Annotated in this window: 19 protein-coding genes; 8 read left to right on the forward strand and 11 right to left on the reverse strand. The window is 43.4% G+C overall.

The features are described 5' to 3' along the window. Nucleotides 1–161 precede the first annotated feature (161 nt). From ACP7AA_RS05935 to xseB, 3 genes are all read left to right on the forward strand, one after another. On the forward strand, nucleotides 162–530 hold the full coding sequence (locus ACP7AA_RS05935) for a hypothetical protein (RefSeq protein WP_201565367.1): 369 nt from the start codon (nucleotides 162–164) through the stop codon (nucleotides 528–530). Between the two features lie 328 nt (nucleotides 531–858). Next, nucleotides 859–2370 carry an exodeoxyribonuclease VII large subunit gene (gene xseA, locus ACP7AA_RS05940; protein WP_426222920.1) on the forward strand — a complete coding sequence of 504 codons (1512 nt, stop codon included), beginning with the start codon at nucleotides 859–861 and terminating at the stop codon, nucleotides 2368–2370. Between the two features lie 196 nt (nucleotides 2371–2566). After that, nucleotides 2567–2812 carry an exodeoxyribonuclease VII small subunit gene (gene xseB / locus ACP7AA_RS05945; RefSeq protein WP_183617778.1) on the forward strand — a complete coding sequence of 82 codons (246 nt, stop codon included), beginning with the start codon at nucleotides 2567–2569 and terminating at the stop codon, nucleotides 2810–2812. A gap of 12 nt (nucleotides 2813–2824) precedes the next feature. On the opposite strand, the gene pncB is transcribed toward xseB, so the two are convergent. The 5 genes from pncB to ACP7AA_RS05970 all read right to left on the reverse strand — a co-directional run bounded on the left by pncB (nucleotide 2825) and on the right by ACP7AA_RS05970 (nucleotide 11585). After that, the gene (pncB, locus tag ACP7AA_RS05950; protein ID WP_201565369.1) at nucleotides 2825–4072 is read right to left on the reverse strand and encodes a nicotinate phosphoribosyltransferase; all 1248 of its coding nucleotides are present in this window, start codon (nucleotides 4070–4072) and stop codon (nucleotides 2825–2827) included. Nucleotides 4073–4354: 282 nt separating this feature from the next. Continuing rightward, nucleotides 4355–6205: a bifunctional peptide-methionine (S)-S-oxide reductase MsrA/peptide-methionine (R)-S-oxide reductase MsrB gene (gene msrAB, locus ACP7AA_RS05955; RefSeq protein ID WP_426222921.1), complete on the reverse strand. Its 1851-nt coding sequence runs from the start codon at nucleotides 6203–6205 to the stop codon at nucleotides 4355–4357. A 587-nt stretch (nucleotides 6206–6792) separates the two neighbouring features. After that, entirely contained in the window at nucleotides 6793–7695 is a 903-nt protein-coding gene (locus ACP7AA_RS05960; protein WP_426222922.1) for an ATP-binding cassette domain-containing protein, read from the reverse strand. Nucleotides 7696–7788: 93 nt separating this feature from the next. Then, on the reverse strand, nucleotides 7789–9732 hold the full coding sequence (locus tag ACP7AA_RS05965) for a glycine betaine ABC transporter substrate-binding protein (RefSeq protein WP_426222923.1): 1944 nt from the start codon (nucleotides 9730–9732) through the stop codon (nucleotides 7789–7791). 350 nt (nucleotides 9733–10082) lie between these two features. Beyond that, the gene (locus ACP7AA_RS05970) at nucleotides 10083–11585 is read right to left on the reverse strand and encodes a coniferyl aldehyde dehydrogenase (protein WP_201619899.1); all 1503 of its coding nucleotides are present in this window, start codon (nucleotides 11583–11585) and stop codon (nucleotides 10083–10085) included. 616 nt (nucleotides 11586–12201) lie between these two features. Here ACP7AA_RS05970 and ACP7AA_RS05975 point away from each other — a divergent pair. From ACP7AA_RS05975 to ACP7AA_RS05985, 3 genes are all read left to right on the forward strand, one after another. Next, complete coding sequence (locus ACP7AA_RS05975) at nucleotides 12202–13068, forward strand: lipoyl protein ligase domain-containing protein (RefSeq protein WP_426222924.1); 867 nt, start codon at nucleotides 12202–12204, stop codon at nucleotides 13066–13068. Nucleotides 13069–13308: 240 nt separating this feature from the next. Then, nucleotides 13309–13839 (forward strand): inorganic diphosphatase, encoded by a 531-nt coding sequence (locus tag ACP7AA_RS05980; protein WP_025651820.1) that lies wholly within the window; start codon nucleotides 13309–13311, stop codon nucleotides 13837–13839. 177 nt (nucleotides 13840–14016) lie between these two features. Then, entirely contained in the window at nucleotides 14017–14481 is a 465-nt protein-coding gene (locus ACP7AA_RS05985) for a hypothetical protein (RefSeq protein WP_288726284.1), read from the forward strand. A gap of 104 nt (nucleotides 14482–14585) precedes the next feature. Here the strand turns inward: ACP7AA_RS05985 and ACP7AA_RS05990 are convergent, their stop codons facing one another. The 6 genes from ACP7AA_RS05990 to ACP7AA_RS06015 all read right to left on the reverse strand — a co-directional run bounded on the left by ACP7AA_RS05990 (nucleotide 14586) and on the right by ACP7AA_RS06015 (nucleotide 20949). Next, nucleotides 14586–15092, reverse strand: coding sequence for a hypothetical protein (locus ACP7AA_RS05990; protein WP_424510115.1), 507 nt, complete (start codon nucleotides 15090–15092; stop codon nucleotides 14586–14588). Nucleotides 15093–15367: 275 nt separating this feature from the next. Continuing rightward, nucleotides 15368–15727 carry a hypothetical protein gene (locus ACP7AA_RS05995; RefSeq protein WP_201591285.1) on the reverse strand — a complete coding sequence of 120 codons (360 nt, stop codon included), beginning with the start codon at nucleotides 15725–15727 and terminating at the stop codon, nucleotides 15368–15370. A gap of 248 nt (nucleotides 15728–15975) precedes the next feature. Next, nucleotides 15976–16863: an SDR family NAD(P)-dependent oxidoreductase gene (locus ACP7AA_RS06000; protein ID WP_201624274.1), complete on the reverse strand. Its 888-nt coding sequence runs from the start codon at nucleotides 16861–16863 to the stop codon at nucleotides 15976–15978. 168 nt (nucleotides 16864–17031) lie between these two features. Beyond that, nucleotides 17032–18069, reverse strand: a complete 1038-nt coding sequence (gene dusB / locus ACP7AA_RS06005; RefSeq protein ID WP_201565378.1) for a tRNA dihydrouridine synthase DusB — start codon at nucleotides 18067–18069, stop codon at nucleotides 17032–17034. A gap of 111 nt (nucleotides 18070–18180) precedes the next feature. Beyond that, nucleotides 18181–20229 (reverse strand): BCCT family transporter, encoded by a 2049-nt coding sequence (locus ACP7AA_RS06010; protein WP_201628610.1) that lies wholly within the window; start codon nucleotides 20227–20229, stop codon nucleotides 18181–18183. 282 nt (nucleotides 20230–20511) lie between these two features. Continuing rightward, complete coding sequence (locus ACP7AA_RS06015; RefSeq protein ID WP_201624268.1) at nucleotides 20512–20949, reverse strand: HIT family protein; 438 nt, start codon at nucleotides 20947–20949, stop codon at nucleotides 20512–20514. 218 nt (nucleotides 20950–21167) lie between these two features. Here ACP7AA_RS06015 and ACP7AA_RS06020 point away from each other — a divergent pair, with 218 nt between their 5' ends. Continuing rightward, entirely contained in the window at nucleotides 21168–21992 is an 825-nt protein-coding gene (locus ACP7AA_RS06020; protein ID WP_426222925.1) for a hypothetical protein, read from the forward strand. Nucleotides 21993–22171: 179 nt separating this feature from the next. Next, nucleotides 22172–24082 (forward strand): dihydroxy-acid dehydratase, encoded by a 1911-nt coding sequence (gene ilvD / locus ACP7AA_RS06025; protein WP_201624264.1) that lies wholly within the window; start codon nucleotides 22172–22174, stop codon nucleotides 24080–24082. Nucleotides 24083–24275 lie beyond the last annotated feature (193 nt).

Genomic DNA, 24275 nt, shown 5'->3' on the forward strand with positions numbered 1-24275 from the left:
AATAACTGCTGATTTCAGAAAAATCTCTACTGTCTCATTGCCAATATGACATATACCTGCAATATCAAACACAATAACAGCCTAGACACTCAAGAGTACGATAGGTTAGATTCATACTGTTTATTTTTTATGTTTAACTAACAGCCTTTTAGGAAACAGTTATGAATACTTTTAATAAAACCTTGACTTTAACGGCAACATTAGCAGCGGCGTTAGCGTTAAGCGCTTGCCAAAGTACGCCTTCTTCGCCGGTTATCCAACGCGCCAACTCTATTTATGAAACCACTGGCATTGCCGATACCAAAGTAAAAGCCCAGCAAAATGCGATAGACAGCGCGCAAAAAACCTGCCGAAACAAGCAGGTAATTATCGTTGATGACAAAGTAAAATATAATGGTATTTTAAATGAGCAAACGGGCCGTATGATTGGGCAAGCGGGTGCGGTCATCGGTTCGATATTTGGTACGGGTTCACCAGACTTGTCACGTAAAGATGATTATGAGTATATGATTAACTTTCGTTGCCAATAAGACAGCTATTATTTAACAAAGCTATTAGCTTTTAGCCAATAAGTTTGCGAGATAGATAGTATATTCATCGCGGCTTATTGGCTTTACTTTTTGTAGCGGCACTTTTGGGGTAAACTACCCTAACTAATGTCCCATACACTCAAATCAGTCTATAACTAGTGGCTACTTGCGACTGGTATAAATTTTCCTTGCTTACTGCTATCACAGAGGCTGCGAAAAATTCATCCCAGTCGCACTATATTATTGATTTTAAAGTGACTCTACTATAAAAGAGACTCTACTATATAAGCAGCCCGTTTTTAAACCTTCTTACCTTTGGTCTATCATTATGCGCAAACCCAACCTGTCACATACGAAACAAGCTAAGGTTTTAGCGCCTGCCAAAGATTTAGCGACCTTGGAGGCCGAACTGGCTGAGCAAGAAAACAGTCTCGAAGTCAGTTTAGAAGATACGGTCTTACGGCTGAGCGACTATCTATCGGCGGTCGATATGGTTATCAAACAAACCTTTAATCACCGCGTATGGGTCAAAGCTGAAATTCGTAATTTATCAAGTAAAGGTGGGCATTATTACTTTGAGCTGGCAGAAAAAGATGACGACGGTAAAGTCATTGCCAGCTGCCGTGGTAACCTTTGGCGCTTTAAAGCCGCACGCGTCTTAGCAAAGTTTGAGCGCGCCACAGGCATGCCGCTTGACCGTGATTTGACCGTATTACTCAAAGTATCGGCAGGCTTCCATGCGCAATATGGCTTTTCACTCACCATTGAAGATATCGACCCAAGCTATACGTTAGGCGACTTGGCACGGCAATATGCCGAGATGGTCGACCGCTTGACTGGCGAAGGCTTATTAAACCTCAATCAGCAATTACCTATTCCATTTGATATTGAGCATGTGCTGGTCATTGCCCCTGAAAAAGCCGCCGGATTGGGCGACTTTCAAGCGGACGCTGACCGCTTAGCTCGCACAGGTGCCTGTCATTTCCATTATCATCACGCTACCTTTCAGGGCAATCATGCACCAAGTGAAATCCGTCAAGCTATCGTCAGCGCCCAGCAGCAATTTTATGATACTTATCAGCGCCTACCCGATTTGTTAGTCATTATCCGTGGTGGCGGTGCCGTTGGTGATTTAGCCTATCTCAACGATTATGAGCTGGCCGCGCTTGTTGCCGAGCAGCCTATCCCTGTCTGGGTCGGTATCGGTCACGAGCGTGACAAAGTTATCTTGGATGAAGTGGCGCATACCAGCTTCGATACGCCATCAAAAGTGATTGCCGCTATCATGGCGCATTTAGCCCAGCTCGTCACGCAAACGCTGCAATACCAAGCGCAAATCAAACAAGCTGCCAAGCAGCAATTAAATAGCGCTGAGCAACAGACGACACGCCAGTTGAGCCAAATACAATCGCAAACGATTGGTCAATTGACCGCCCTGCAAAAAGACAGTGATTATGCTTGGCGTAGTATTCAGCAAAGCGCTCAGCGGCAGGTGAAGCAAGCTGCTAGACTAACCAGCGATTTGCACGCACAAACTCAAGTCTCCGCTTATCAGCAGTTAGCAAGCGCCGCTACGCACAGTCAAATCAATAAAAAAACGATTATGCACAGTGCGCAGCAGCAGTTGCTACAAGCACGACGTGATAGCGAGCATCTGCGGGATATTGTACTCTTGCATCGTCCTTCTCGCGTGCTTAAACAAGGCTATACCATGCTGACTGATGCAAAAGATAAAAAAATACTAACCAGCAGTACGCAGCTTTATGCTGAGCAAACGGTACATATCGTCTTAAAAGATGGTAAGGCAAAAGCACAAATTATTGATGTAGAGACCAATTAGTTATAGTCTATTTGCCATAAAAATACAGAGCTGCTGGGATAAATTTTGCGTAGCCTCGAACAGTGACGAAGTCACACAGCAAGCAAGGAAAATTTATACCAGCAGTAGGCTCCTGCAACTAAAATATTTAACAACTTTTTATCTACTTTTCTTTCTATATTTTTTTCTTAAACTAATGTGAATATTAGGAAACCTTATGACAACCCCTACTCGCAAACGCAAAAAAGCCGCCCCAAAAACTTTTAAGGCGGCTTACGATATTTTAAAAACCAATGCCGCTGAATTACAGCAACAAGATGAGCCAGATATCGATAATCTAATGACGACGGTTGAAGAGTCAATTGCCGCTTATCGCGTTTGCGAAACCCGTATCAATGCGGTACAGCAAGCATTAGATGCCGCCTTCGCTGAAGAAGATACCACAGAGAATAGCGACATTTAAGTTAAGCCAATTCTACTCTGGCTCATCGACTTCAAATACTTGGCGCAAATAGGCAAGATACGTATCGTTATTGATCATGGTCTTGCCTGGGCTGTCCGACAGCTTAGCAACTGGCTGTCCATTGCATTCAACCAATTTCAGGACGATGTTTATTGGAGTGATGCCCATATCATTGGTCAAATTGGTGCCAATGCCAAAGCTGGTTCTTATTTGACCTTTAAAGTACTGATGTAAATCCCAAGCTTTATTTAAATCCAAGCCATCACTAAAGGTTAAAATTTTGGTTCTTGGATCTATCTTTAATTTCTTATAATGAGCAATCGCCTTGTCACCCCAGATATACGGGTCGCCACTATCATGACGCAAACCATCGAAAAGCTTGGCAAAATACAAATCAAAGTCGCGTAAAAACGCATCCATACCAACGACATCGGTCAGCGCAATACCCAAATCACCACGATATTCATGTACCCATGCTTCAAGCGCGGCTTTTTGTGAATCACGCAAACGCACATCCAATGCCTGAAATGCCTGCATAAACTCATGTGCCATCGTTCCTATCGGCGTCATTCCAAGTTTTTTTGCCAAATAAACATTGGAAGTTCCGCTGACAATTTTTGGCTCTGCTTTATGTAAAGTCTCAACCACATGCGCTTGCCATACTTTACTAAAACGTCTACGAGTCCCAAAATCAGCGACGATAAACGGCGGTGTCGGTTTATCACGGCTGTAATTTGCTTGTTCTTCTGCATAACGATGCAACAAAGCCACTTTTTCATCAAGCCGACGCTGCCCTTCTTCAATGACGCTGGCATTTGATAACGCCCTAAAATACAGCTCATTGACTATCGCTAAGACAAACACCTCAAAGAACATCGCCTGAATCATCGGCCCTTCAATATCGATACATAAACGATTTTTGTCATCGATACTGACCGTGATAAAACGCCGTTTTAGCTTAAATAATTCCAAATAATCCACGAAGTCTGAGCGCATAAAGCGCAACTTACGTAAATATTCCAGCTCATCTTCTAAAAATCGCAATTCACATAAGCTGTCTAGCTGTTGCTCTAAATCTTCTTTGATATCAGCTAAAGGATAAACCGTGTCTTGATTATTGCGGCAGCGGAAACGATAAACACCATGGGTCTGCGGAAACTGATGCAGCATGGCTTGCAGCATGGTAAATTTATATAAGTCGTTATCGAGTAAAGAAGTAATAATGGGTTCAAAAGTTTTAGAAGTATGAGTAACGGTCATGTTACAGCCTTAAATACAAAAATGAAAAGCCGCCAAACAAAGCGAGCGACGAAATAGGTATCAATAACTATCAAGGTGCTAATAATAGAAAACGTTAAGATTTTGAGTATAACGAAGTTTGTCTCATTTTTCATAATTCAACGGTTATAACAGCAAAAATACAACGATAATAAACGTATTCATCATGTGGCTATAGCCTATAAATTTGAAACATCAGCCATAAAAAAGACGTTAAGCTTATACTTAACGTCTCTTCATGAGTTTAATTATCAAGGTTAATCATTAAGGTTTTGCAGGCTTTACCAATTTAACCAAGGGCGCATAGCCTGACTGCGGCATCACATCGACGGGGACAAACTGTAGCGCCCCGCCATTGATACAATAACGCAGGCCGCCACGGTCTTTTGGTCCATCAGGGAATACATGACCCAAATGCGAGTCTGCTACCCGTGAGCGAATCTCGGTACGCACCATATTAAAGGCGGTATCGTCGTGTTGGGTAATGACTTGCTTATCAATTGGTTTGGTGAAGCTTGGCCAACCGCAGCCAGACTGGTACTTGTCGGTTGATAAAAATAGCGGCTCACCGCTTACGACATCGACATAAATACCCGGCGCAAATAAATTGTCGTATTCATGACTAAAGGCGCGCTCAGTACCGGCATCTTGCGTGATATTGTATTGTGCTTTGGTTAGGGTATTCTTCAGCGCACCTTTATCAAAGCCCGCATAGCGTTTAGGATCTAAGGTTTCAGCGACCGTATTTGCAGGCGCAAGCTTGGTACGCGCAGTGCCTTCTGGTTTATCATCGGCGAGGCTTAAATCGACATGACAATAACCATTAGGATTTTTTGCCAAATAATCTTGATGATACATCTCAGCCAAGTAAAAATTATCCAGCGGTGCGTTTTCTACTACAACTTTTTGTTTATACTGGCTTTGCACACGTTTGAGAGCAGCATCAATCACCGCTTTATCTGCTTTATCGGTGTAATAAACGCCAGAACGGTACTGAACGCCGCGATCATTACCTTGCTTATTAAGACTGGTTGGATCTATCACGCGTAAGTAGTATTTTAAGATAGTATCGAGATCGGTTTTATCCGCATCATAGGTTACTTTTACAGCTTCGGCATGACCTGAGCCACGAATCACTTGCTCATAGCTTGGATTAGCCGTCTCGCCATTGGCGTAGCCTGATACCGCATCGACGACACCTTCGACGCGCTCCATATAAGCTTCCACGCCCCAGAAACAGCCACCTGCTAGATAAATTGAGCGCGTATTAATCGCCTTACCTTTATCGTTATAGTAGACGCCATCTTTTTGCTTAATGGTTTCAATTTTACTATTGTTATCTAATGCTTGGGCGTTTGCCGGTTTGGCATTACCGGCTTTTAGTTCGGCAAAATCATTATCAGCGTTTTCAGCGAGGGCATAGGCTTGCTCTGCTGATATATTACCTTTTACCAAGTGCACCAAATTGCCGCTTTTATCGAGTATCGCCCAGCTAGGATACACTTGTACGCCAAGCTTATTAATCAGCTCACCTGAAGCGTCAGACAATACTGGCAGCTTCGGATAGTCGGCTTGCACGCCCGCATACCAAGTACTAAACTCGCCATCGGCTTTTTCATTGAGATGACCAGGACTGGCAACGGTGACGACATTTAAATCAGCAAATTTAGGATCGGTACGCCATTCCTCGGTTTCTGCAAGCGTCCCTAAACATAACGGGCACCAACTTGCCCAAAATTTAATTAAGGTAGGTTTATTAGGATCAATAACGGCCGCGCCTGTATCGCCTAAACCCTTTGTCAATTGCGGCAACGCCTGCATTTGCCCAAGCATGTCAGACGGTAACATATCACGTGAGCTTTTCACGCCACTGTTTTGGCTACCTGTATTGGCGCTACTACTGGCATTGCTCTTAGCATTGTTTTCTGCGTTACTCATTTGCCCACAAGCCACCAATATCCCTGCACTTAATACGGTCATCACCCCAAAAGCGCTGACATTTTTTAGCCAACGCGCTGCTACACGCGGTGAAGAGGTCGCTAAATCACTAGCATTGCTGCGCTCATGATAACGGATTTTTTTCTGCGACTTATTATCTTGTTTATCAGGTAGCATGGTGGATCCTTTTTACGAAGTCTTGCGAGCAGATGCTTAGATTGAATGGTTTTTTATAGTCTTGTTATGCTGTCTATTGAGGTAGATATGCTTAGACGAAATGCGTTAATAGCGTTATAAAAGCAAGACAGAATAAATATAAAGGTTATGAGATAAAGGCGGTTAGGTAAAGATGGCTAAAATTTAAGATAAGCATAAGACACTTATCTACATTAGATTATCTTAATAGTATAAACCTATAATGGAGTTTCCTTTAAGAGTTAATGACAGCTCACTACACTTTTTTAACAACGTAGTAAGGTTGTTGATATAGAAATTAGAGATATGGGAGTAGTGGCAGCAATAATGAGGCCTAGTCACTTTTTGTTTAGTTACTTTTGCTTAGTGACTTTTGCTTAGTGACTTTTGCTTAGTTACGTTTGCTTAGTCACTTCTATATGAGGCTAAATGAAAGAAAAATCAATATCTACAAATAAATCAATATCTTATCTGATTATTCAACACTTAAAAATCTGCTATTAAAGTCATCTTTTTGCAGCAGTTAATTTAAAAAATTAATTATTAAACAAATATAGCATTTGACTGAATTAACTTTTAGCCCTCATAAACTGTGCGACATAATCATCGGCTGGATTTTGGCGCAAATCATTTGGTGTACCCGTTTGCACTAAGCGCCCACCATTTAAAATACTAATACGCTGACCGACTTTGACAGCTTCATCGATATCATGGGTGATGAATACAATGGTCTTATTGAGCCGTGCTTGTAGCTCAAGTAATTGGTCTTGCAATTGCGCACGAATAAGGGGGTCAAGTGCGGAAAATGCTTCGTCCATCAGCAAAATTGGATTATCCGTTGCCAGCGCGCGTGCCAGCCCGACACGCTGCTGCATACCACCAGACAATTCATCAGGATAGCTGTGCTCTAGGTTGGGCAGCCCGACTTCATGAAGCCAATGCCGAGCAACTTCATGACGCTCGCTCACACTCATTTTACGCACACGCAGACCGTAAGCGACGTTTTGCATCACCGTCATATGTGGCACTAAGCCAAAGTGCTGAAATACCATGCTGACCGTTTGCTGCCGATAATGTTGTAGCTCCTTATCATTAAGCTCTAAAATATTAATAGCCGAGTTGGTATTGGCAGTGGTTTGGGACGAACCTTCCTCTGCTATCGGGCTTTGCGCGTTGCCCTTATTTTTTGCATTGATACTGGTATCAACCCATATTTTGCCACTTGTTGGATCAATCAAGCGATTGATATGGCGTATCAAGGTTGATTTTCCTGAGCCTGATAGCCCCATAATACAATGCAGCTCGCCCGCCTTAATATCCAAATTAATATCATATAGCCCGACCGAGTAGCCCGTTTGCTCCTTGACCGCAATGCTATCCATACCTTCAGCCAATAATGCCAATGCAGACTGTGCTTGCGAGCTATTGGCATTATAAATCTTACTGATGTTCTCTAGCTGGATATGGTTCATCGTTGCTCTCACTATTTGTATTTTTTATTTGCGTTGTTTTGTGATGGTCACTTTTAATGCTTGTGATATTCACTTCTAATATGGAGCACAGTGCTAACCAATCGGACGTCTGCCAGCGTCGATGGTTTTTTGCCGTGCGCGCTTACCTTGACCGAATGCTTGCGTAATACGGTCAATGATAATCGCAACGATGACAATCGCTGTACCAGCTTGCAAGCCCTGACCGATATTAAGCGTTTGGATAGATTGCAAAACATCTTCGCCAAGACCGGGGGCACCAATCATAGAAGCCAATACCACCATAGAAAGTGACATCATTACCGCCTGATTAATACCCGCCATGATACTGGGGAGCGCTTGGGGTAATTTAATCCAAATAAGTAGCTGCAGATGCGTACTACCGAACGAGCGCCCTGCTTCGACCATCTCATGATTGACTTGGGTAATGCCCAAAGTCGTCAAACGAATCAGTGGCGGCAAGGCATAAATAATGGTGGCAAATAGCGCTGGTACTTTACCAATACCAAACAGCATGAGCACTGGAATAAGATAAACAAAGCTTGGCATGGTCTGCATGACATCTAGTATCGGGGTCACAATCTTACGCAGGATTTTACTGCCTGACATGGCAATGCCAATAGGAATACCAATTACTACCGTAACCAACACCGATACGATAAGCAGCGCAAAGGTATCAATCAAGGCGCCCCATAGTCCAAAGGCACCAATGAGAAACAATCCTGCCCCGCACGCTAGCGCAAACCAAATTTTGCGCACGCCAAACCACGCCAATACCGTCACAAGTGCAATAATTAGCCAAGGCGGAATAACCGTTAGTAGCCGCTCAATGGGTAGCAAGAGATAGGTTAGCGCCACCGTACTGATAGTACGAAAGACGTCACCGTAGTTTTGGACAACGTTTGCTAAGGTATTATTAAGCGGGGTCTCAAGTGACCACGAAGGGAAGTTTGATGATAGGCCAAATTTGTTAGCACTGGATGCCTCGTTATCACTGTCACCAGTATTCACAACAGCCGCGCCTGTTAGGCTAATACCTAACTTTGCAGCAAGTCTTGTGGCGGCTTTATCAGATAGCCAATGTTGCCAAATGTGTGGATTCTCACGCAAAAACGTTAAGGCTTGCTCATCGCCACTACGTTTACTTTCACTCATCTCTAAGATAGCACCGTTAAGCTCATCGGAGCTAAACTGAACCTTTTCGAAGACAGCAGCCAGCTCAGGATTGGACTCGATAAACGGTGTCGATACCGCGATACCTAAAGGCGATACTGGAAATCCAGAAACACAGTCCGCTGTGCCATCAGCAAGTAGCAAGTCTTGCCAGCAAGCGTCGTCATGGGCAGGAAATGCTAATGGCGCAAAGTCGTATTTTGCCATCAAGCCAGTAGGCTGCCAGTAGTAGAATAATAGCGGTTTATGCTGTTCAAAAGCAGAGGCAATCTCGGCATCAAGCGCAGCACCGGTTCCGGGATGGGCGTTGTTAAAAATACTGTCTAAACCGGTATTTTTAAGCAAACGGCTATTAAATATCTCACACGTCCAACCAGACGGACAATTCATAAAACGCGATTTTCTTGGGTCTTCAGGGTCTTTAAATAGCTCAGCGTACTTAGGCAAATCTTGGTAGCTGCGTAGACCTGGGTTTTCGTCTAGGACATATTTGGGTACATACCAACCTTGGGTAGCACCGCCCTTCAGCGTATCGCCAATGACCGCGACTTTATTTTGTGCGATGGCTTGCTCCATGATTGGCGAGCGCCCAACCCACTGCTCCCCAATCACTTGGATGTCATTTTGTGATAATGCGGTTTCAAGCGCAGGACCGGCGCCCGGCACTTCTTCAATTGTACAATCATAGCCATCTTCAGCGATGTACTTAAGCACCCCAGAGATAAACTGACCGCTCTCCCATGTCAGTGCGCCAAATTTGATAGGTGCATCACAAGCTGCTGACGCCGATACCGGCAGCAACAAGGCACTCATACACAGTAAACTTAACGCAATCCATTGGCGCATGGGATATCCTATTTATTGTTTTTATTATCAGTATTAACGCTAAAGTTAGTAGTACTGACATCTTGAACCAAGAGTATGTTGCCTTTGACTAGCTTATTTATTAATGCTTAAATTAGCTATTGCTTGTTAATCTAAAATTGATACTATAATCGTTTAGGCTTACTACAAAGTGTAGCGACTTATAGATAGGATGACAAATGCTCATTAATTTTAATTGTTGGTTTTTAACTATTGGTTATTAATGACTAAATTTTAGGCAAAAAAATAGCACCTACCTGAATAGATGCTATTTTTTATCGTGTTGCTTGCTTAACCAAAAACTGTTTTATCATTGGCTATTTTATTATTGGCTATTTCAAAAACAGCGCCATGGCTTTTTTAAACAAGCCACCGTATGGCGGTAGTAAAATATTAAGACCATTCAACTTCGATTGTACAAACACAGGCTTCATATGACTAAGACGCTCAAAGCCGGCTTTACCGTGATAAGCGCCCGTACCTGAGTGTCCAACACCGCCAAACGGCAAATCATGTTGCGCCACATGCATAATGACTTCATTAATACACAGGCCACCCGATACCGTATTATTACGCACCTGATCTATCTCGCTATTGTTATCACCAAAGACGTATAGTGCCAACGGGCGTGGGCGCTCATTGATAAAACGAATGGCATCATCAAGGCTGTCATAGTGCATCAAGGGTAAAATCGGGGCAAAAATCTCGTTTTGCATGACATCACTATCAGGCGCAGGCTCACTGACAATCACGGGCGGCATTAGGCGGCTGTCAATATCAGCATCCGTATCAGTCAGCGGATGAATCTCATCGCCCGCCAAGCCATCTAGATAGCCTTGTACACGTTTAAACTGCGCACCATTAATGATGTGCGAATAGTCAGGATTGTCTGCAATATTGGGATAGTGTTTTTCCATCCACTCTTTTGCCAGACGGATAAACTCTTCATGATATCGACGCGGAATGAGCACATAATCAGGCGCAATACAGGTCTGACCGGCATTAAGCGTTTTGCCCATCATCACGCGATTGACGGCGTTTTCTAAGTTAGCACCTTCCAAAACGACGACAGGCGACTTACCACCAAGCTCAAGGGTGACCGGCGTTAAATTTGGTGCAGCAGCAGCCATGATTTTTTTGCCGACCGCGGTTGAGCCGGTATATAATAAATGATCAAAGGGCAGTTGGCTAAAGGCTTGAGCAATCTCAACTTCGCCGATGACCACAGAAACCATATCCGGTGAAAAATAACGTGAAATAGTTTCAGCGAACGTTTGGGCAAATTGCGGTGCGGCCTCGCTCATTTTAATCATAATGCGATTACCCGCCGCCAGTGCATCAATCATAGGTCCGACTGCCAAAAACAGCGGGTAATTCCAAGGCACCATGATACCAACCACGCCAAGCGGCTGCGGCTGAATCTCATTATGAGCCGGCATATAAAGCGCTGAAATCGATACACGCTGCGGTTTCATCCATTTTTTACCATGTTTTCTGGCATGGCTGATACCGGTAAAGCTCGGAAACAGCTCAGCGAACTGGGTTTCTGACTCACTACGATAGCCAAAATCAGCGCTAATCGCTTTGGCAAGTAGCTCTTGATTGTCGCTTAGCATCACCTCTAGATTGTCGAGTTGATTTTCACGCGTGGCCCAATCATTGATGGGCTGCGTGCGGCTCAAATTTTGTAGGCGTAAAAATTGCGCCTGCATATCAGCGACGGTCTTAATGATGCTTAGGGATTCGTTTGCATCATTGGCATGGTTTGAAGCTTGAGCTTGGTTGGTTGGCGTCGGCTCGCTTTGGAAAAGCGTGTTCTGATTATTATCGGTCATTTATCTTCCTTGTCATAGGCGTTAGAGTCGGCACGCTATAATATATTTTAAGACTCTGAATACATGATCAGGCGCAATATACGCCGCCTATATCTTATATGGCACTTATATACTCACCTTCAACTGATGGCTGTTGATGAACCGTTTTCAATAATGAAGGCAGATGAGATTCCTTTCAATGCTATTCGACACTATTTTAGTCAACGCCGTTTAATGTAGCGCATCGACCAGTGAATGAACAGCACCTTTGATTGACTAGTGGGTCTGTATGAAGTACGTGTCATTTAAGGTCTATATTGCTGCTATTTATCAGTATTTTTACTGCCGCTAAATGGAGTAAGCGAATAGCGCAGCTGACGCAAATATAGAGTTGGGCACAATTGCTAAAACTGCTACACTGAACCTTAGTAATAGAGTTTATCCAATCTACAAATGCGATCATGCTGTTGGGATTAATCTTTCGCAGCCTCTGTCTGCATCGGCACAGCAAGGAAGATTAATCCAAGCAGCATCTGTGTATAAATCTATTGCTTATATTTAGTATTGACTATCACTCTAGGCAACTAGACTCTAAAAACATCCTTCTAAAACATCAAGATATAAGACAGTCATTCTTATGCAAAATACCGTGCAATCCCTCAATGAAATGCTAGTTAGCAAATCGCTCTCAGCTGCTGATTATGTTCCTACCCTTGATGCCATGCTATCGCGTACGTTGGCGCGTATTGCGCTCAAAAAAGAGCAAGGTCTACGCACCCCTGACGAGCTATGGATTGTCGATCACAATGATGTCTATACGCTTGGACAAGCCGGTAAAGAAGAGCATATATTACAACGTACCAATACGCCGATCATCAAGACCGACCGCGGCGGTCAGGTGACATGGCACGGGCATGGACAGTTGGTTATCTATTGGTTGTTTGATTTGGAAAGTTTAGGCTGGAGTGTGCGCAACATGGTATCGCACGCCGAGCAAGCGATTGAAGATGTGGTCAATGACTGCCTAAAAAGCCACGCGTCTAATAGTCTCAATACCAGTGGCAATACCAGTGTCAATATCAGCGCCCATGCGCGCCGTGATGCACCCGGTGTTTATTTATATAGCCATCTAAATACTGCCACCAACGAGAACGCTCAATCTCTGTCTAACGCACCCGCCGATGACGCCATTATGCTCGGTAAAATCGCCTCACTTGGCTTTAAAATCAAGCATGGTTTTAGCTATCATGGGGTCGCGATTAATTTAGATTGTGATTTATCGGCTTTTAATGCGATTAATCCATGCGGCTATGCGGGCATGCAAATGTTACGACTGGCTGACTTCGTTGCAATGGATGAGCAAACGGCAGTGCAGACCGCTGAACAATCTATGCAAGCAATTGCAAACTGTTTAAGCTATGAGCAAGTGACTCAAAAGCTTATCGATAATATTGCCAAACGTCATGCTGGACATATCCAATTACGTGCCCTCGCCCCAAAGTAATTTTCCAAGTCTTTTTTATACAGTCTTGCTTACACAGTTTTTTTAAATTAAATACTGTTTTTTGCATAATCCTTTTTTGCATAATATCGTGCACGCTTAGACTTAAGCATTGTGAGAAAATTTGAGTCAAACTTGTTATAATCGCAGGCGCACAAATTGGGCGCAGCAATAACCTTAGCGCGCCAACATTTAACCCTTTATCATTGAAGCATTCATAACAAAAGCACCTTGGAGCAATTTATGGCAGATTTTAATAAAATTTTGGACGCAGGCGACGTCGATGGCGGCATCATTAATGTGGTCGTAGAAATCCCAACTGGTAGCAGCCATAAAATTGAGTGGAATCGCGAATTGGCGGTATTTGAGCTTGACCGTGTTGATCCACAGATTTTTGCTAAACCTTGTAACTATGGTTTTATTCCGCAAACCCTTGATGAAGATGGCGATGAGTTAGATGCGCTTATCATCACAGAACAGCCTTTGCCTACTGGTATTTTCTTAAAAGCGAAAGTAATCGGCGTGATGAAATTCGTTGATGATGGCGAAGTTGATGACAAAATCGTCGTCGTACCGGCTGATGACCGTGATACAGGCAATGCTTACAACAGCCTAGAAGACTTACCAAAGCAGCTGATCAACCAATTACAGTTTCATTTTAGCCACTATAAAGACCTTAAAAAAGCCGGTACAACGGTGGTCGAATCTTGGGGTGACGTCGCAGAAGCTAAAGAAGTCATCAAAGAATCTATCCAACGTTGGAAAGACCTATAAATTGTCCTAGATAATTTAAAAGAAGCGTTTATTGCAATTTTTATTGAAATACAATAAGCGCCATGAAAATACCGCAGACATGATAATGGTTGCGGTATTTTTTTGCTTGAATTTTGCGCCGATAAAATGGTTATAATACCCTCACCTACCTAGTATCACACCCAAATAAGGACTTTCATGTTTGACTCTGATTCAGGCTCAACGCCCGCCAATAAAAAACTGCCAAAAGCCGTTATGATGATGGTCGAAAAAGGCAATTTGGTGCAGGCGATTAAAACCTTGGCCGCTGATGAAAATATCAGTATGGATGCCGCCAAATCTCGGATAGATACTTATGAGCTTGCGCTAAAGAACAAGCAGCAGCAAACCCTCACGACTATCGCCAACAAACAAGGCATCCCAAGCCAAGCCTTTAGCTTTGATAGAGAACAAGTTGAAGAAGAGACAGAGCGTCTGACAAAGACTCGCGTTAAAACCACGCCCACAGAGCAAGGCTTCCAAAGTCTACAAGACGGCGTTGACAGCCAGCTCAATGACTTGGGCTATAAAAAACCGCTTATTCCTTATTGGGCAAAGCGGCTATTGGTCATTGCTGCGGTGATGGCAGGGTTATTTTGGATAATGTGGCGAATTTTTGGCTAGTCTGTTATAAGTAGTTCCATTATACCAGTCTGTTTTAAGTAGTCTGTTAATAGGTTTGAAGGGTGAAATAGGTGGTTCCGTTGGGGTATACCTATTTTATCAAATTATTTTTTGATACTTTCGTATATTTTTTCTTCTAGGTCATTACAGTTAAAGGGCTTAGTTAAATCAAACGATACTAGCGCCTCTAAAAACTGTTGAGGTGGCTGATAATAATGCTCAGTAATATAGTGATAAAGCAAAGTAGGAAATATATATATAATATCTCCATTAACATCTGGTATTTCCATAGTATTTATTCCTAACTGAACGCCCTTTGGATTATCAGATTGGTCACTATCTTCAAATAGACCAATTTTTTCTTCACAATACGGACATTTAAATATCGGCCCTCTAACTAATCCACTATGAATAACAATGCCGCTTGGATGTGTGTATCTAAACATATCTTGTTCTTTTGCGAGCAACGTTAAATACCTAAGTTTTTCCACTAAAATCCGACTAACTTTTCCTTTTGGAAAATCATATGACTTATCTAACCAACCAATATTAAGCATATTTGGGTAAATATCATCATACATGTGATAGCTTTTTAAATCAGGATAATGCATAGGTTACCTCTATTAGCAATTTACTGAACCATGCTGAAAAAACTAACATAGGATGTTTTAATCAGATAGTTCGAAGCCTGTATAGCGCACCGATCACGAATAGAATATGTATGGTAGGTACACCATGAAGTACACTGTGACTATTTCAGCGAGTTAAAACGTTGATACCATTACCCCACAGCCGAAGATTCAAGTCTTCACTAGGGTACCGAACCAGTGAAGGGCTGATTGGTTCGGTGTAGGTATATCTTAATATAAAAATACCTGTAAGGCATTTAGTTTAGTTGGCTCATATCCTTGTCTATCAGAGTACAGTGGTCAATTTTAAATATTGGATACACATCAATAATAGTAAGTCTTTTAGCGTATAAATCCTGATAATTCAGATATTCTATAATGATCTGATTTTCATATATCATGACCCTCATCGCTCCTTCTTCATATATCTTAAATATTACTGCTTCATCTTGATATACATAAGCAGATATTGAGTTCTGCATATCACTGATAGAAAAAACCATTTTTTTATTTTGTGTATCAATGAATGTGGATTCTAGCAAACCATCCTTATCTATATGACTCTCGCATCCAAACATCTCCATAAAATCTACATCTTTAGGATAAAAGAACGACATTTTCTTTCCTATGATCAAAGTCTGTGGTCAATTAATTTCGTACAATTTAGGATGATAGACAAAAGAATGCTAATTATATAGCCAATGCTTCGCTACCTGTATAGCGCACCGAACATATTCCCATAACGGTGATTATGTCAAATAAAAAATCCACAGCCTTACCCATTTATATAATTAAAAATAATTTTAAGGCATTAAAAAAGAGATACCGTGGCATCTCTTTTTTTAAATTCATCAGACATATTATCTTAGTGATGCTCACCCGGTAGAATTCTAGCAAAGGCACGCTGAGCAAGGTTTGGTTTTTTATCAGTCGTCAATCCAGCGCGGGTGCTTGGGAAAATACGATAACCCATCGATTGAATACCAACGTTAATTGCTGGTGCTAATGAATAAGTCGCTGAGGCAAATTTACCCATGTTACTGGCGATACTGTTTGGTTTATGGACAATCGCTTTGGCAACCATCATCGCCGCTTCATCAGGCATAAGCGCAGGCATGTAGCGGTATAACTTAGTTGGCTCAATCATCGGCGTACGTACCAATGGCATAAAGATATTGGTAATGGTGACATTATCGCCCTTCACTTCAGCAGCCAAGCAGCGGCTAAAGGCATCTAATGCCGATTTTGAGGCGACATAAGCGGCAAAACGCGGACTATTCGCCAGCACACCAATCGATGAGATATTAACAATTTGACCGGTCTGGCGCTCAATCATGGTCGGCAAAAACCCAAGAACTATTTTAACGGCGCCAAAGTAATTGATATCCATGGTACGCTCAAAATCATGGAAGCGATCTATAGACTCGTGCACCGAGCGGCGAATTGAGCGACCAGCGTTATTGACCAAGACATCTACATGACCGAAATCTGCCAAAATTTGCTCGCTAACTTTTTCAATATCATCCATATTGGTCAAATCACAAGGGTAATAACTGGCCTTGCCACCAAGCTCCTCGATACTCTCTTTAACGGCTTTCAGTTTGTCTTCAGTACGTGCCAACAAAATAACATGAGCACCGCACTCACTGAGCAGATAGGCTGTACGCTCACCAATGCCACTTGATGCTCCTGTGATAATAATATGCTTATCTTTGACTGCTTTGCTGATTGCTTTTTTTGAGGGATTGGCCATAAAAGATCCTTTTCGTAAATGATATTTCCGTTAATGTTCGCCTAAAGCATAACAAATATAATTGGATTAAAGTTAATAAAGAAGCCGTAAAATGTATTTAATATCATGAATATTAGCAGCTGGGTATTTATTATCAAGTGGATTGCTTAAACTGACCGTTTTTTCTTGCTATTCGTGAGCATGCAAAAAGGCTTCGACCACGCGAAACTGCCCAGCGGTACTCTCCTCGCCATACATCGCTTGGCGAAAAGCATTGGAATTGGGAATGCCGGTGGTATACCAAGCGATGTGCTTGCGGGCAATACGGCAGCCTGAATATTCGCCATAAAACCCATATAGTTCTTGCAAATGCGCTAGGACAATCTCCTTTATCTCGCTCACACTAGGTGCCGCAAGCACCTCTCCTGAGCGCAAAAAATGCTCGATATCACGAAATATCCAAGGCTGCCCTTGCGCGGCACGCCCTATCATCACCGCATCACAACCGGTCAGCTCATAGACACGCTGCGCTTTTTGCGCGCTATCGATATCACCATTGGCAATCACGGGAATACTGATGCTTTCTTTAACCTCACGGATCAGCTCATAACGCGCCTCGCCAGTGTACATATCCTCGCGAGTGCGCCCATGAATGGCAATCGCCGCAATACCTGCTTGCTCTGCGCGCTTCGCCACACGCAAAATATTCTCACGCCCATTCTCATAGCCCAAGCGGGTCTTTAACGTGACGGGCGCATTGACGCTATTTACCGCCGCATCTAGCAAGCGCGCGACCAAATCTTCATCTTGCAAAAGTGCAGAACCCGCCAACCTACGGCACACTTTTTTGGCAGGACAGCCCATATTGATATCAATAATCTGTGCGCCATTATCAATCTGATAACGTGCCGCTTCTGCCAATTTATCCGGTTCTGCGCCGGCTATTTGCGCAGAAATAGGCGCTATTTCGTTATCAAAATTGGCACGATAGAGCGATTTTTTGCGTGCATAAAGTGCGGTATCAGCGATAATCATCTCACTGACCGCATGCCCTGCCCCAAAGGATTTACACAAGCGTCGAAAGGGATTGTCGGTCACGCCAGCCATCGGTGCGACCATCAGGCGATTTTCAATCGTCAAGCCGCCAATGACCAATGGCTGCAATAAAGGATGGTCATTAGCAGTTTGTGCTGATGAGTGACTAGACACTGGATTATTTATAGGCATAAAAAACGGCTTGATTCATGGTGAAAACAAGCCGTTATTCTAAGGGTTCGTACGCATATTGCAAGTCATTCAGACAATCATTTGCTCAGCGCACGTCAAGGGACAAAATGCCTATTTATCAAAGACACTGCCCTGCTCTAAGGTAATATCATCATCGTGCTCTTGCATACGCCACGGTAAAATATCTGGCGATTCATTGATAAAGTGCAAGTATTTCTCGAACTGATCAATAATGTCATTAATCACTGACTCTGGTTGATAGCCATACAAATCGTAGGTTTGACCACCACGGCGCAAGTAGACCTCCGCACGATAATGATGCTCTTGCGGTAATTTATTCGCCATCGCTTCCGTATAATAATCAGGCGCTTCATGCTCCGATAGACGCACTTCGTACCAAAATTCAACGTTATCGCCGCCTCGTAACTCAAGCACCACGCGATCATTAACCTCATCATAATTTACATCAGGCAACCAGCCTGTTTCAGCAAATTTTTCTGAGACTTCATTCATCGACGAGACAACTGTACCTTTAATATAATTCAGTACTTTTTCACGCGTTGGCTGCTGCGTCATATAATCAATACGGTCGCGCCATGCGTCTAGTTTGAGCAGATGCGGCGGCAAATGATTGTCATTGGCCAAGCTTTGATTACGATGACCTTCGATACGTAGCGCACGCCACATGCCAAATATGGCAATTAAGATAATCACTGCAAAAGGCAATGCACTGACGATGGCGGCGGTTTGTAAGGCCGTTAAGCCCCCTGCAATCAGCAGTACTGCAGCGACCGCGCCCTCAGTGACCACCCAAAAGGAGCGCTGCCACCATGGCGTATCGCTACGGCCACCCGCTGCGAGCGAATCAATCACCAACGACCCAGAATCCGATGATGTCACAAAAAAGGTAATAATCAATAAAACGGTCAATGAAGAGACAAATTCAGTAAAAGGTAGATTTTCTAATAGTTTAAACAAGGCAATGGCTTGGTCGTTTTGTACTTCGCTGATTAATGAGGTATAACCGTCGAACATAATCATATGTAGTGCCGTGTCACCGAACACCGCAAACCAAAAGAAAGTGAAAAATGTTGGTACTAACATCACGCCAAAGACAAACTCACGAATGGTACGACCACGGCTAATCTTCGCGATAAATAAGCCTACAAAGGGTGCCCATGCAATCGTCCATGCAAAGATAAACAATGTCCAGTTACTAATCCAATCACTCAGCTGATACGCTTGTAAACTAAAGGTGCGCTCAACGATATTGCCCAAATAGCTACCGGTATTTTCCATAAAGGCATTGAGAATAAAGACAGTCGGACCAACGACAAAGACAAACAGCATTAACGCCGTTGCCAATACCATATTTAAGATAGATAAGCGTTTAACCCCTTTATCCATACCCGCCAGCACCGAAACCAATGCCGCCGCGGTAACCAGCGCAATCGTAATCACTTGAACGGTAATATTGACAGGAATCAAATCCGGCAATAAATAATTTAAACCGGCATTAATCTGCGAGACCGACAGACCCAAACTGGTGGCAATACCAAACATCGTACCCAAAATGGCAAACACATCAACCGTATGCCCGATAGGACCATAAATCTTGTCACCGATTAATGGATATAAGGTTGAGCGCATCGATAAGGGTAAACCATGCCTAAAAGAGAAGTACGCGAGCGACAAACCAACGACCCCATAAATAGACCAAATATGAAAGCCCCAGTGAAAGTAGGCAATCTGCATGGCTTCCTTTGCGGCGGCAATGGTCTGCGGTTCTGATAATGGCGGACTGGCAAAATGCAAGACCGGCTCTGCCACGCCAAAGAAGAGTAATGCAATACCGTAGCCCGCCGAAAATAGCATGGCGAACCACTCAAGAAAACCATACTCAGCCTCGGCATGATCAGGGCCTAGCTTGATACTACCGTAAGGCGAAAATGCCAATACGATGATAAACATCAAAAAAATCGCCACCGCCAACATATAAAACCAGCCAAAGGTTTCGGTAATATAATTTAATACTGTACCAAACAACTCGCCAGCGGCTTCAGGATTAAGGGATGTGCCTATAACTAACAGCAACATAATGACGGCCGCTGGCACAAATACCGGCAGCAAAATGGTGGAACTGGATGATTTAGGCTTCATAAATGGAGTCTCGTAACGGTGAGAAAAATATCAAAAAGTTTTCAAAGCATTCAAAATGTAAAAATACCTACGTAAAATATGAACCAATTTTTACCACATTGAACACCCAAACCCCAGAATCATGCCAAATATGTAACATCAATTTAACATTTGTTACACCACTATTACCTAAAAATAAAAAAGGCAACTTGTTAGCTGCCTTTTTATCCATACTTTTCTATTAACACTTATAAAAAAATTTTTCTAACGCAATGTCTAAGTAATAAATCTCAGCTCTACAGCTTAAGCATTAATAACCTCTGCTAATTGTTTTGCCATTTCAGCAAGTTCGCCATGATCTGCTTGCGTTACAGCATGGCGACCTAGCTCATGAATGCTCGATGGAATCAGGTGCACGTGATAATGAAAAACAGTTTGCCCTGCTTGTGCGCCATTGAGCTGCATTTGAATAATACCTTCACGCTCGAATACTTGGCGCTGCGCTTGCATGACTTTTTTGGCGGTCATTAGTACTGCTGCGGCATATTCTGGCTCAAGGTCGACTAAATCAACGGCTTTTTGCTTAGGAATCACCAATACATGACCTTTTGCTTGCGGCATAATATCCATAAAGGCGAGGGTTTTATCGTCCTCGAAAACCTTATGATAAGGAATATCACCGTTAAGCATTTTGGCAAAGATGTTGTTATCGTCGTATTTGGTTTGGTTGTCTTGACTCATTATTTTATTCCTTAGTTGGTTATTAGTAATTGGTTATTAGTAATTGGTTATCAGTACTTGTTGATCAGTATTAAAGGGTAAATATCTCAGCAAATATAGTGGACGAAATATGGGCTGAGTACAAGGGCTTGAGGATTTGCAGGTATCACGATTAATTTGTTGACGAGTGATGCGCTTTAAATGTTATATTAATCCTCTATTTTAATCACCCTACGTTTATGGATTTGACTGCCTTGCCAACCCAATCATTAGATAAGCCATCAGATGAGCCGTCGGATAATGACGCCACTTATTCACAACCCTATTATTCAGAAACCTATGATACAACGCTGCCGTCTAGCTCTATAGCAGATGCGACAGAACAAGTTGACATTGAGAATGAGGTTGAGGCGCAAACTCGTACGCAAATCCTTGAGCCAAATGCCATTATCTTAGCTGAAGCATTGACCGATAAAGCTATCAGCTGGCGTATCCATAATTGCAAAATCAGCAAAAAAACCATTACACAGGATATGCCGCTGCCCTTTTTATATCATTACGACAGTTTAGATGACAGTATTAAACAAACCTATCCGCTAACACCGTCATTGCTTGCACAATTTAATACTCCGATGACGGCGAATGAGGCTGCGAAACTTATCGGTATTGATAAAGCGCTGATAACCAGCCCTTGGCATGTCAAAATAATTGGCTCATTGGTGGTGTTTAGTGAAGCCCTGCAATTGGCGGTACGTTTGCATTGGACCAATACCGGTAAAGACACCCAGCAAATTTATACCAAAGATGAAGCGGATGCGCTTACTGCTGCCTTTAAAGAGTGGCAGTTTTTTGGTCGTATTGATGTCCTATATAAAAATACCAAACAGACGTTAATCAGTATCGATGAACAAGCTGAAGGCGATAAACAGATACTGACTATTGATGCCAGCTCCGACTATCAATTCTTGCCAGCGACTCACGCCTTGGTGGTCATCGCCAAACTAGAAGCTGATAAAGTCGAGCTGCCTTGGTTTGAGAGCGCTATTTTAGAGCGTCTTGCCTAAATATTGACCCTTAAGTCTTTATGATTCGGGGTTAATTGTTTTCAGTTACTCATATCTAATGGTATGGTAATGACTTAGTATTATTCACTAGTACTCACACTGCATAAAAAGCACACTATCAGTATGACAGCGGATGCTGCACACGTTAATAAATCTCGCTCATTTGTAAGGAATATCACATGGATTATCGCTCAAAAACTTCTACTGGCGGTCGTAATATGGCAGGTGCTCGTGCCCTATGGCGCGCAACCGGCATGACTGATGGCGACTTTGGCAAACCTATTATTGCAATTGCCAACTCCTTTACGCAGTTTGTACCCGGTCATGTGCATCTAAAAGACTTGGGGCAAATGGTTGCGCGTGAGATTGAAAAAGCGGGCGGCGTGGCAAAAGAGTTTAATACTATTGCAGTCGATGATGGTATTGCCATGGGTCATAGCGGTATGCTGTATTCACTACCAAGTCGTGACTTGATTGCCGATTCGGTTGAATATATGGTCAATGCGCATTGCGCCGATGCCCTAGTTTGTATTTCTAACTGTGACAAAATCACCCCTGGTATGCTAATGGCGGCTATGCGCCTTAATATTCCAGTGGTGTTTATTTCAGGCGGCCCGATGGAAGCGGGTAAAGTGATTGCCAGCACCGTAGCTCACAGCCATAACAACGATGGCGGTAGCGACGTCCATACCACTGACAGTAAAGGCAATGCGATTCGTAAGCTTGATTTAGTCGATGCAATGATGGATGCCGCTGATGATAGCATCAGTGATGAAGACGTCTTAGCCATTGAAAGCTCAGCGTGTCCGACTTGTGGTTCGTGCTCTGGCATGTTTACTGCCAACTCTATGAACTGCTTGACCGAAGCTTTAGGTTTGGCATTACCAGGTAATGGCTCTCTATTAGCCACTCATTCGCTGCGCCGCGAGTTATTTTTAGAAGCTGGGCGCACGATTGTGTCATTGGCCAAGCGCCGCTATGAGCAAGATGATGATTCTGTATTGCCACGCTCTATCGCCACCAAAGCCGCCTTTGAAAACGCGATGACTCTAGATATCGCCATGGGCGGCTCAACCAATACTATTTTGCATCTGCTAGCTGCCGCCAATGAAGCGGAAGTCGATTTTAAAATGCATGATATCGATCGTTTAAGTCGCGGTGTGCCTTGCCTAGCAAAAGTTGCTCCTGCATCGCAAAAATACCATATGGAAGATGTGCACCGTGCTGGTGGTGTATTTGCGCTGTTGGCCGAGCTTGACCGTGCGGGCTTGCTCCATACTGACTTGCCAACCATTCATAGCACCACGATGAAAGAAGCCATCGATAAATGGGACATCATGAACCCTGACAATCTTGAGGCGCGTGCACGTTACATCGCTGCTCCTGGTGGCATCCGTACCACTGAGGCCTTCTCACAGTCAAAAGAATGGCCGAACCTCGACGTCAACCGCGAGTCAGGCTGTATTCGTAGTGCTCAGCATGCCTATTCAACCGATGGCGGCTTAGCAGTACTATACGGCAACATCGCTGAACGTGGCTGCGTGGTCAAAACCGCTGGCGTTGATGAAAGTATCTTAGTCTTTACCGGACGCGCACGCATTTTTGAATCGCAAGACGATGCCGTAGCAGCCGTGCTTGCTGATCAAATCGTAGCCGGCGATGTGGTCATCATCCGCTATGAGGGTCCAAAAGGTGGCCCTGGTATGCAAGAGATGCTGTATCCAACGACTTATCTTAAGTCTAAAGGTCTAGGTAAAGAGTGTGCGCTGTTAACTGACGGTCGTTTCTCTGGTGGTACTTCAGGTTTATCAATTGGTCATGCCAGCCCTGAAGCTGCTGAAGGTGGCGCGATTGGCCTGGTAGAAGAAGGCGATACCATTCATATCGACATCCCAAACCGTACTATCAATATGCAGGTCAGTGATGAAGAGTTGGCAGCTCGCCGCGAAGCCATGGAAGCACGCGGGCGCGATGCATGGAAGCCTGTGAGTCGCGAGCGTCACGTCTCTCCTGCCCTACGTGCTTATGCGGCTATGACGACCAGTGCCGATACCGGTGCCGTCCGTGATGTGAGCCAAGTTGAGCGTTAAGCAAAAAACTTTGCTTATAAGTTTTTAAAACTACAGTCTTAAAGAAATACTCTTAAAGCAATACTCTTATAGAATTATCCAAAGCCTGCGCTATGCAGGCTTTTTTTTCACCAAAAAACAACGTAGCCACCATTCTGATAACGTTTTTTTGCGGTATTAAAAAGCGTTTAGCCTCATTATTAAGAGCTAATAA

It is taken from the genome of Psychrobacter sp. DWR1-2-3 (assembly GCF_049896465.1).
Classification (GTDB): domain Bacteria; phylum Pseudomonadota; class Gammaproteobacteria; order Pseudomonadales; family Moraxellaceae; genus Psychrobacter; species Psychrobacter maritimus.

Excerpts from the sequence above, each read along its gene's own strand:
- ACP7AA_RS05935 (WP_201565367.1), top strand. The coding sequence starts at position 162 with ATGAATACTTTTAATAAAACCTTGACTTTAACGGCAACATTAGCAGCG.
- ACP7AA_RS06020 (WP_426222925.1), top strand. The coding sequence starts at position 21,168 with ATGGATTTGACTGCCTTGCCAACCCAATCATTAGATAAGCCATCAGAT.
- ACP7AA_RS05980 (WP_025651820.1), top strand. The coding sequence starts at position 13,309 with ATGGCAGATTTTAATAAAATTTTGGACGCAGGCGACGTCGATGGCGGC.
- dusB (WP_201565378.1), bottom strand. The coding sequence starts at position 18,069 with ATGCCTATAAATAATCCAGTGTCTAGTCACTCATCAGCACAAACTGCT.
- ACP7AA_RS05960 (WP_426222922.1), bottom strand. The coding sequence starts at position 7,695 with ATGAACCATATCCAGCTAGAGAACATCAGTAAGATTTATAATGCCAAT.
- ACP7AA_RS06010 (WP_201628610.1), bottom strand. The coding sequence starts at position 20,229 with ATGAAGCCTAAATCATCCAGTTCCACCATTTTGCTGCCGGTATTTGTG.
- pncB (WP_201565369.1), bottom strand. The coding sequence starts at position 4,072 with ATGACCGTTACTCATACTTCTAAAACTTTTGAACCCATTATTACTTCT.
- ACP7AA_RS05985 (WP_288726284.1), top strand. The coding sequence starts at position 14,017 with ATGTTTGACTCTGATTCAGGCTCAACGCCCGCCAATAAAAAACTGCCA.
- ACP7AA_RS06015 (WP_201624268.1), bottom strand. The coding sequence starts at position 20,949 with ATGAGTCAAGACAACCAAACCAAATACGACGATAACAACATCTTTGCC.
- xseB (WP_183617778.1), top strand. The coding sequence starts at position 2,567 with ATGACAACCCCTACTCGCAAACGCAAAAAAGCCGCCCCAAAAACTTTT.
- ACP7AA_RS05965 (WP_426222923.1), bottom strand. The coding sequence starts at position 9,732 with ATGCGCCAATGGATTGCGTTAAGTTTACTGTGTATGAGTGCCTTGTTG.
- ACP7AA_RS05975 (WP_426222924.1), top strand. The coding sequence starts at position 12,202 with ATGCAAAATACCGTGCAATCCCTCAATGAAATGCTAGTTAGCAAATCG.
- ACP7AA_RS05970 (WP_201619899.1), bottom strand. The coding sequence starts at position 11,585 with ATGACCGATAATAATCAGAACACGCTTTTCCAAAGCGAGCCGACGCCA.
- ACP7AA_RS05995 (WP_201591285.1), bottom strand. The coding sequence starts at position 15,727 with ATGTCGTTCTTTTATCCTAAAGATGTAGATTTTATGGAGATGTTTGGA.
- ilvD (WP_201624264.1), top strand. The coding sequence starts at position 22,172 with ATGGATTATCGCTCAAAAACTTCTACTGGCGGTCGTAATATGGCAGGT.
- ACP7AA_RS05990 (WP_424510115.1), bottom strand. The coding sequence starts at position 15,092 with ATGCATTATCCTGATTTAAAAAGCTATCACATGTATGATGATATTTAC.
- ACP7AA_RS06000 (WP_201624274.1), bottom strand. The coding sequence starts at position 16,863 with ATGGCCAATCCCTCAAAAAAAGCAATCAGCAAAGCAGTCAAAGATAAG.
- xseA (WP_426222920.1), top strand. The coding sequence starts at position 859 with ATGCGCAAACCCAACCTGTCACATACGAAACAAGCTAAGGTTTTAGCG.
- msrAB (WP_426222921.1), bottom strand. The coding sequence starts at position 6,205 with ATGCTACCTGATAAACAAGATAATAAGTCGCAGAAAAAAATCCGTTAT.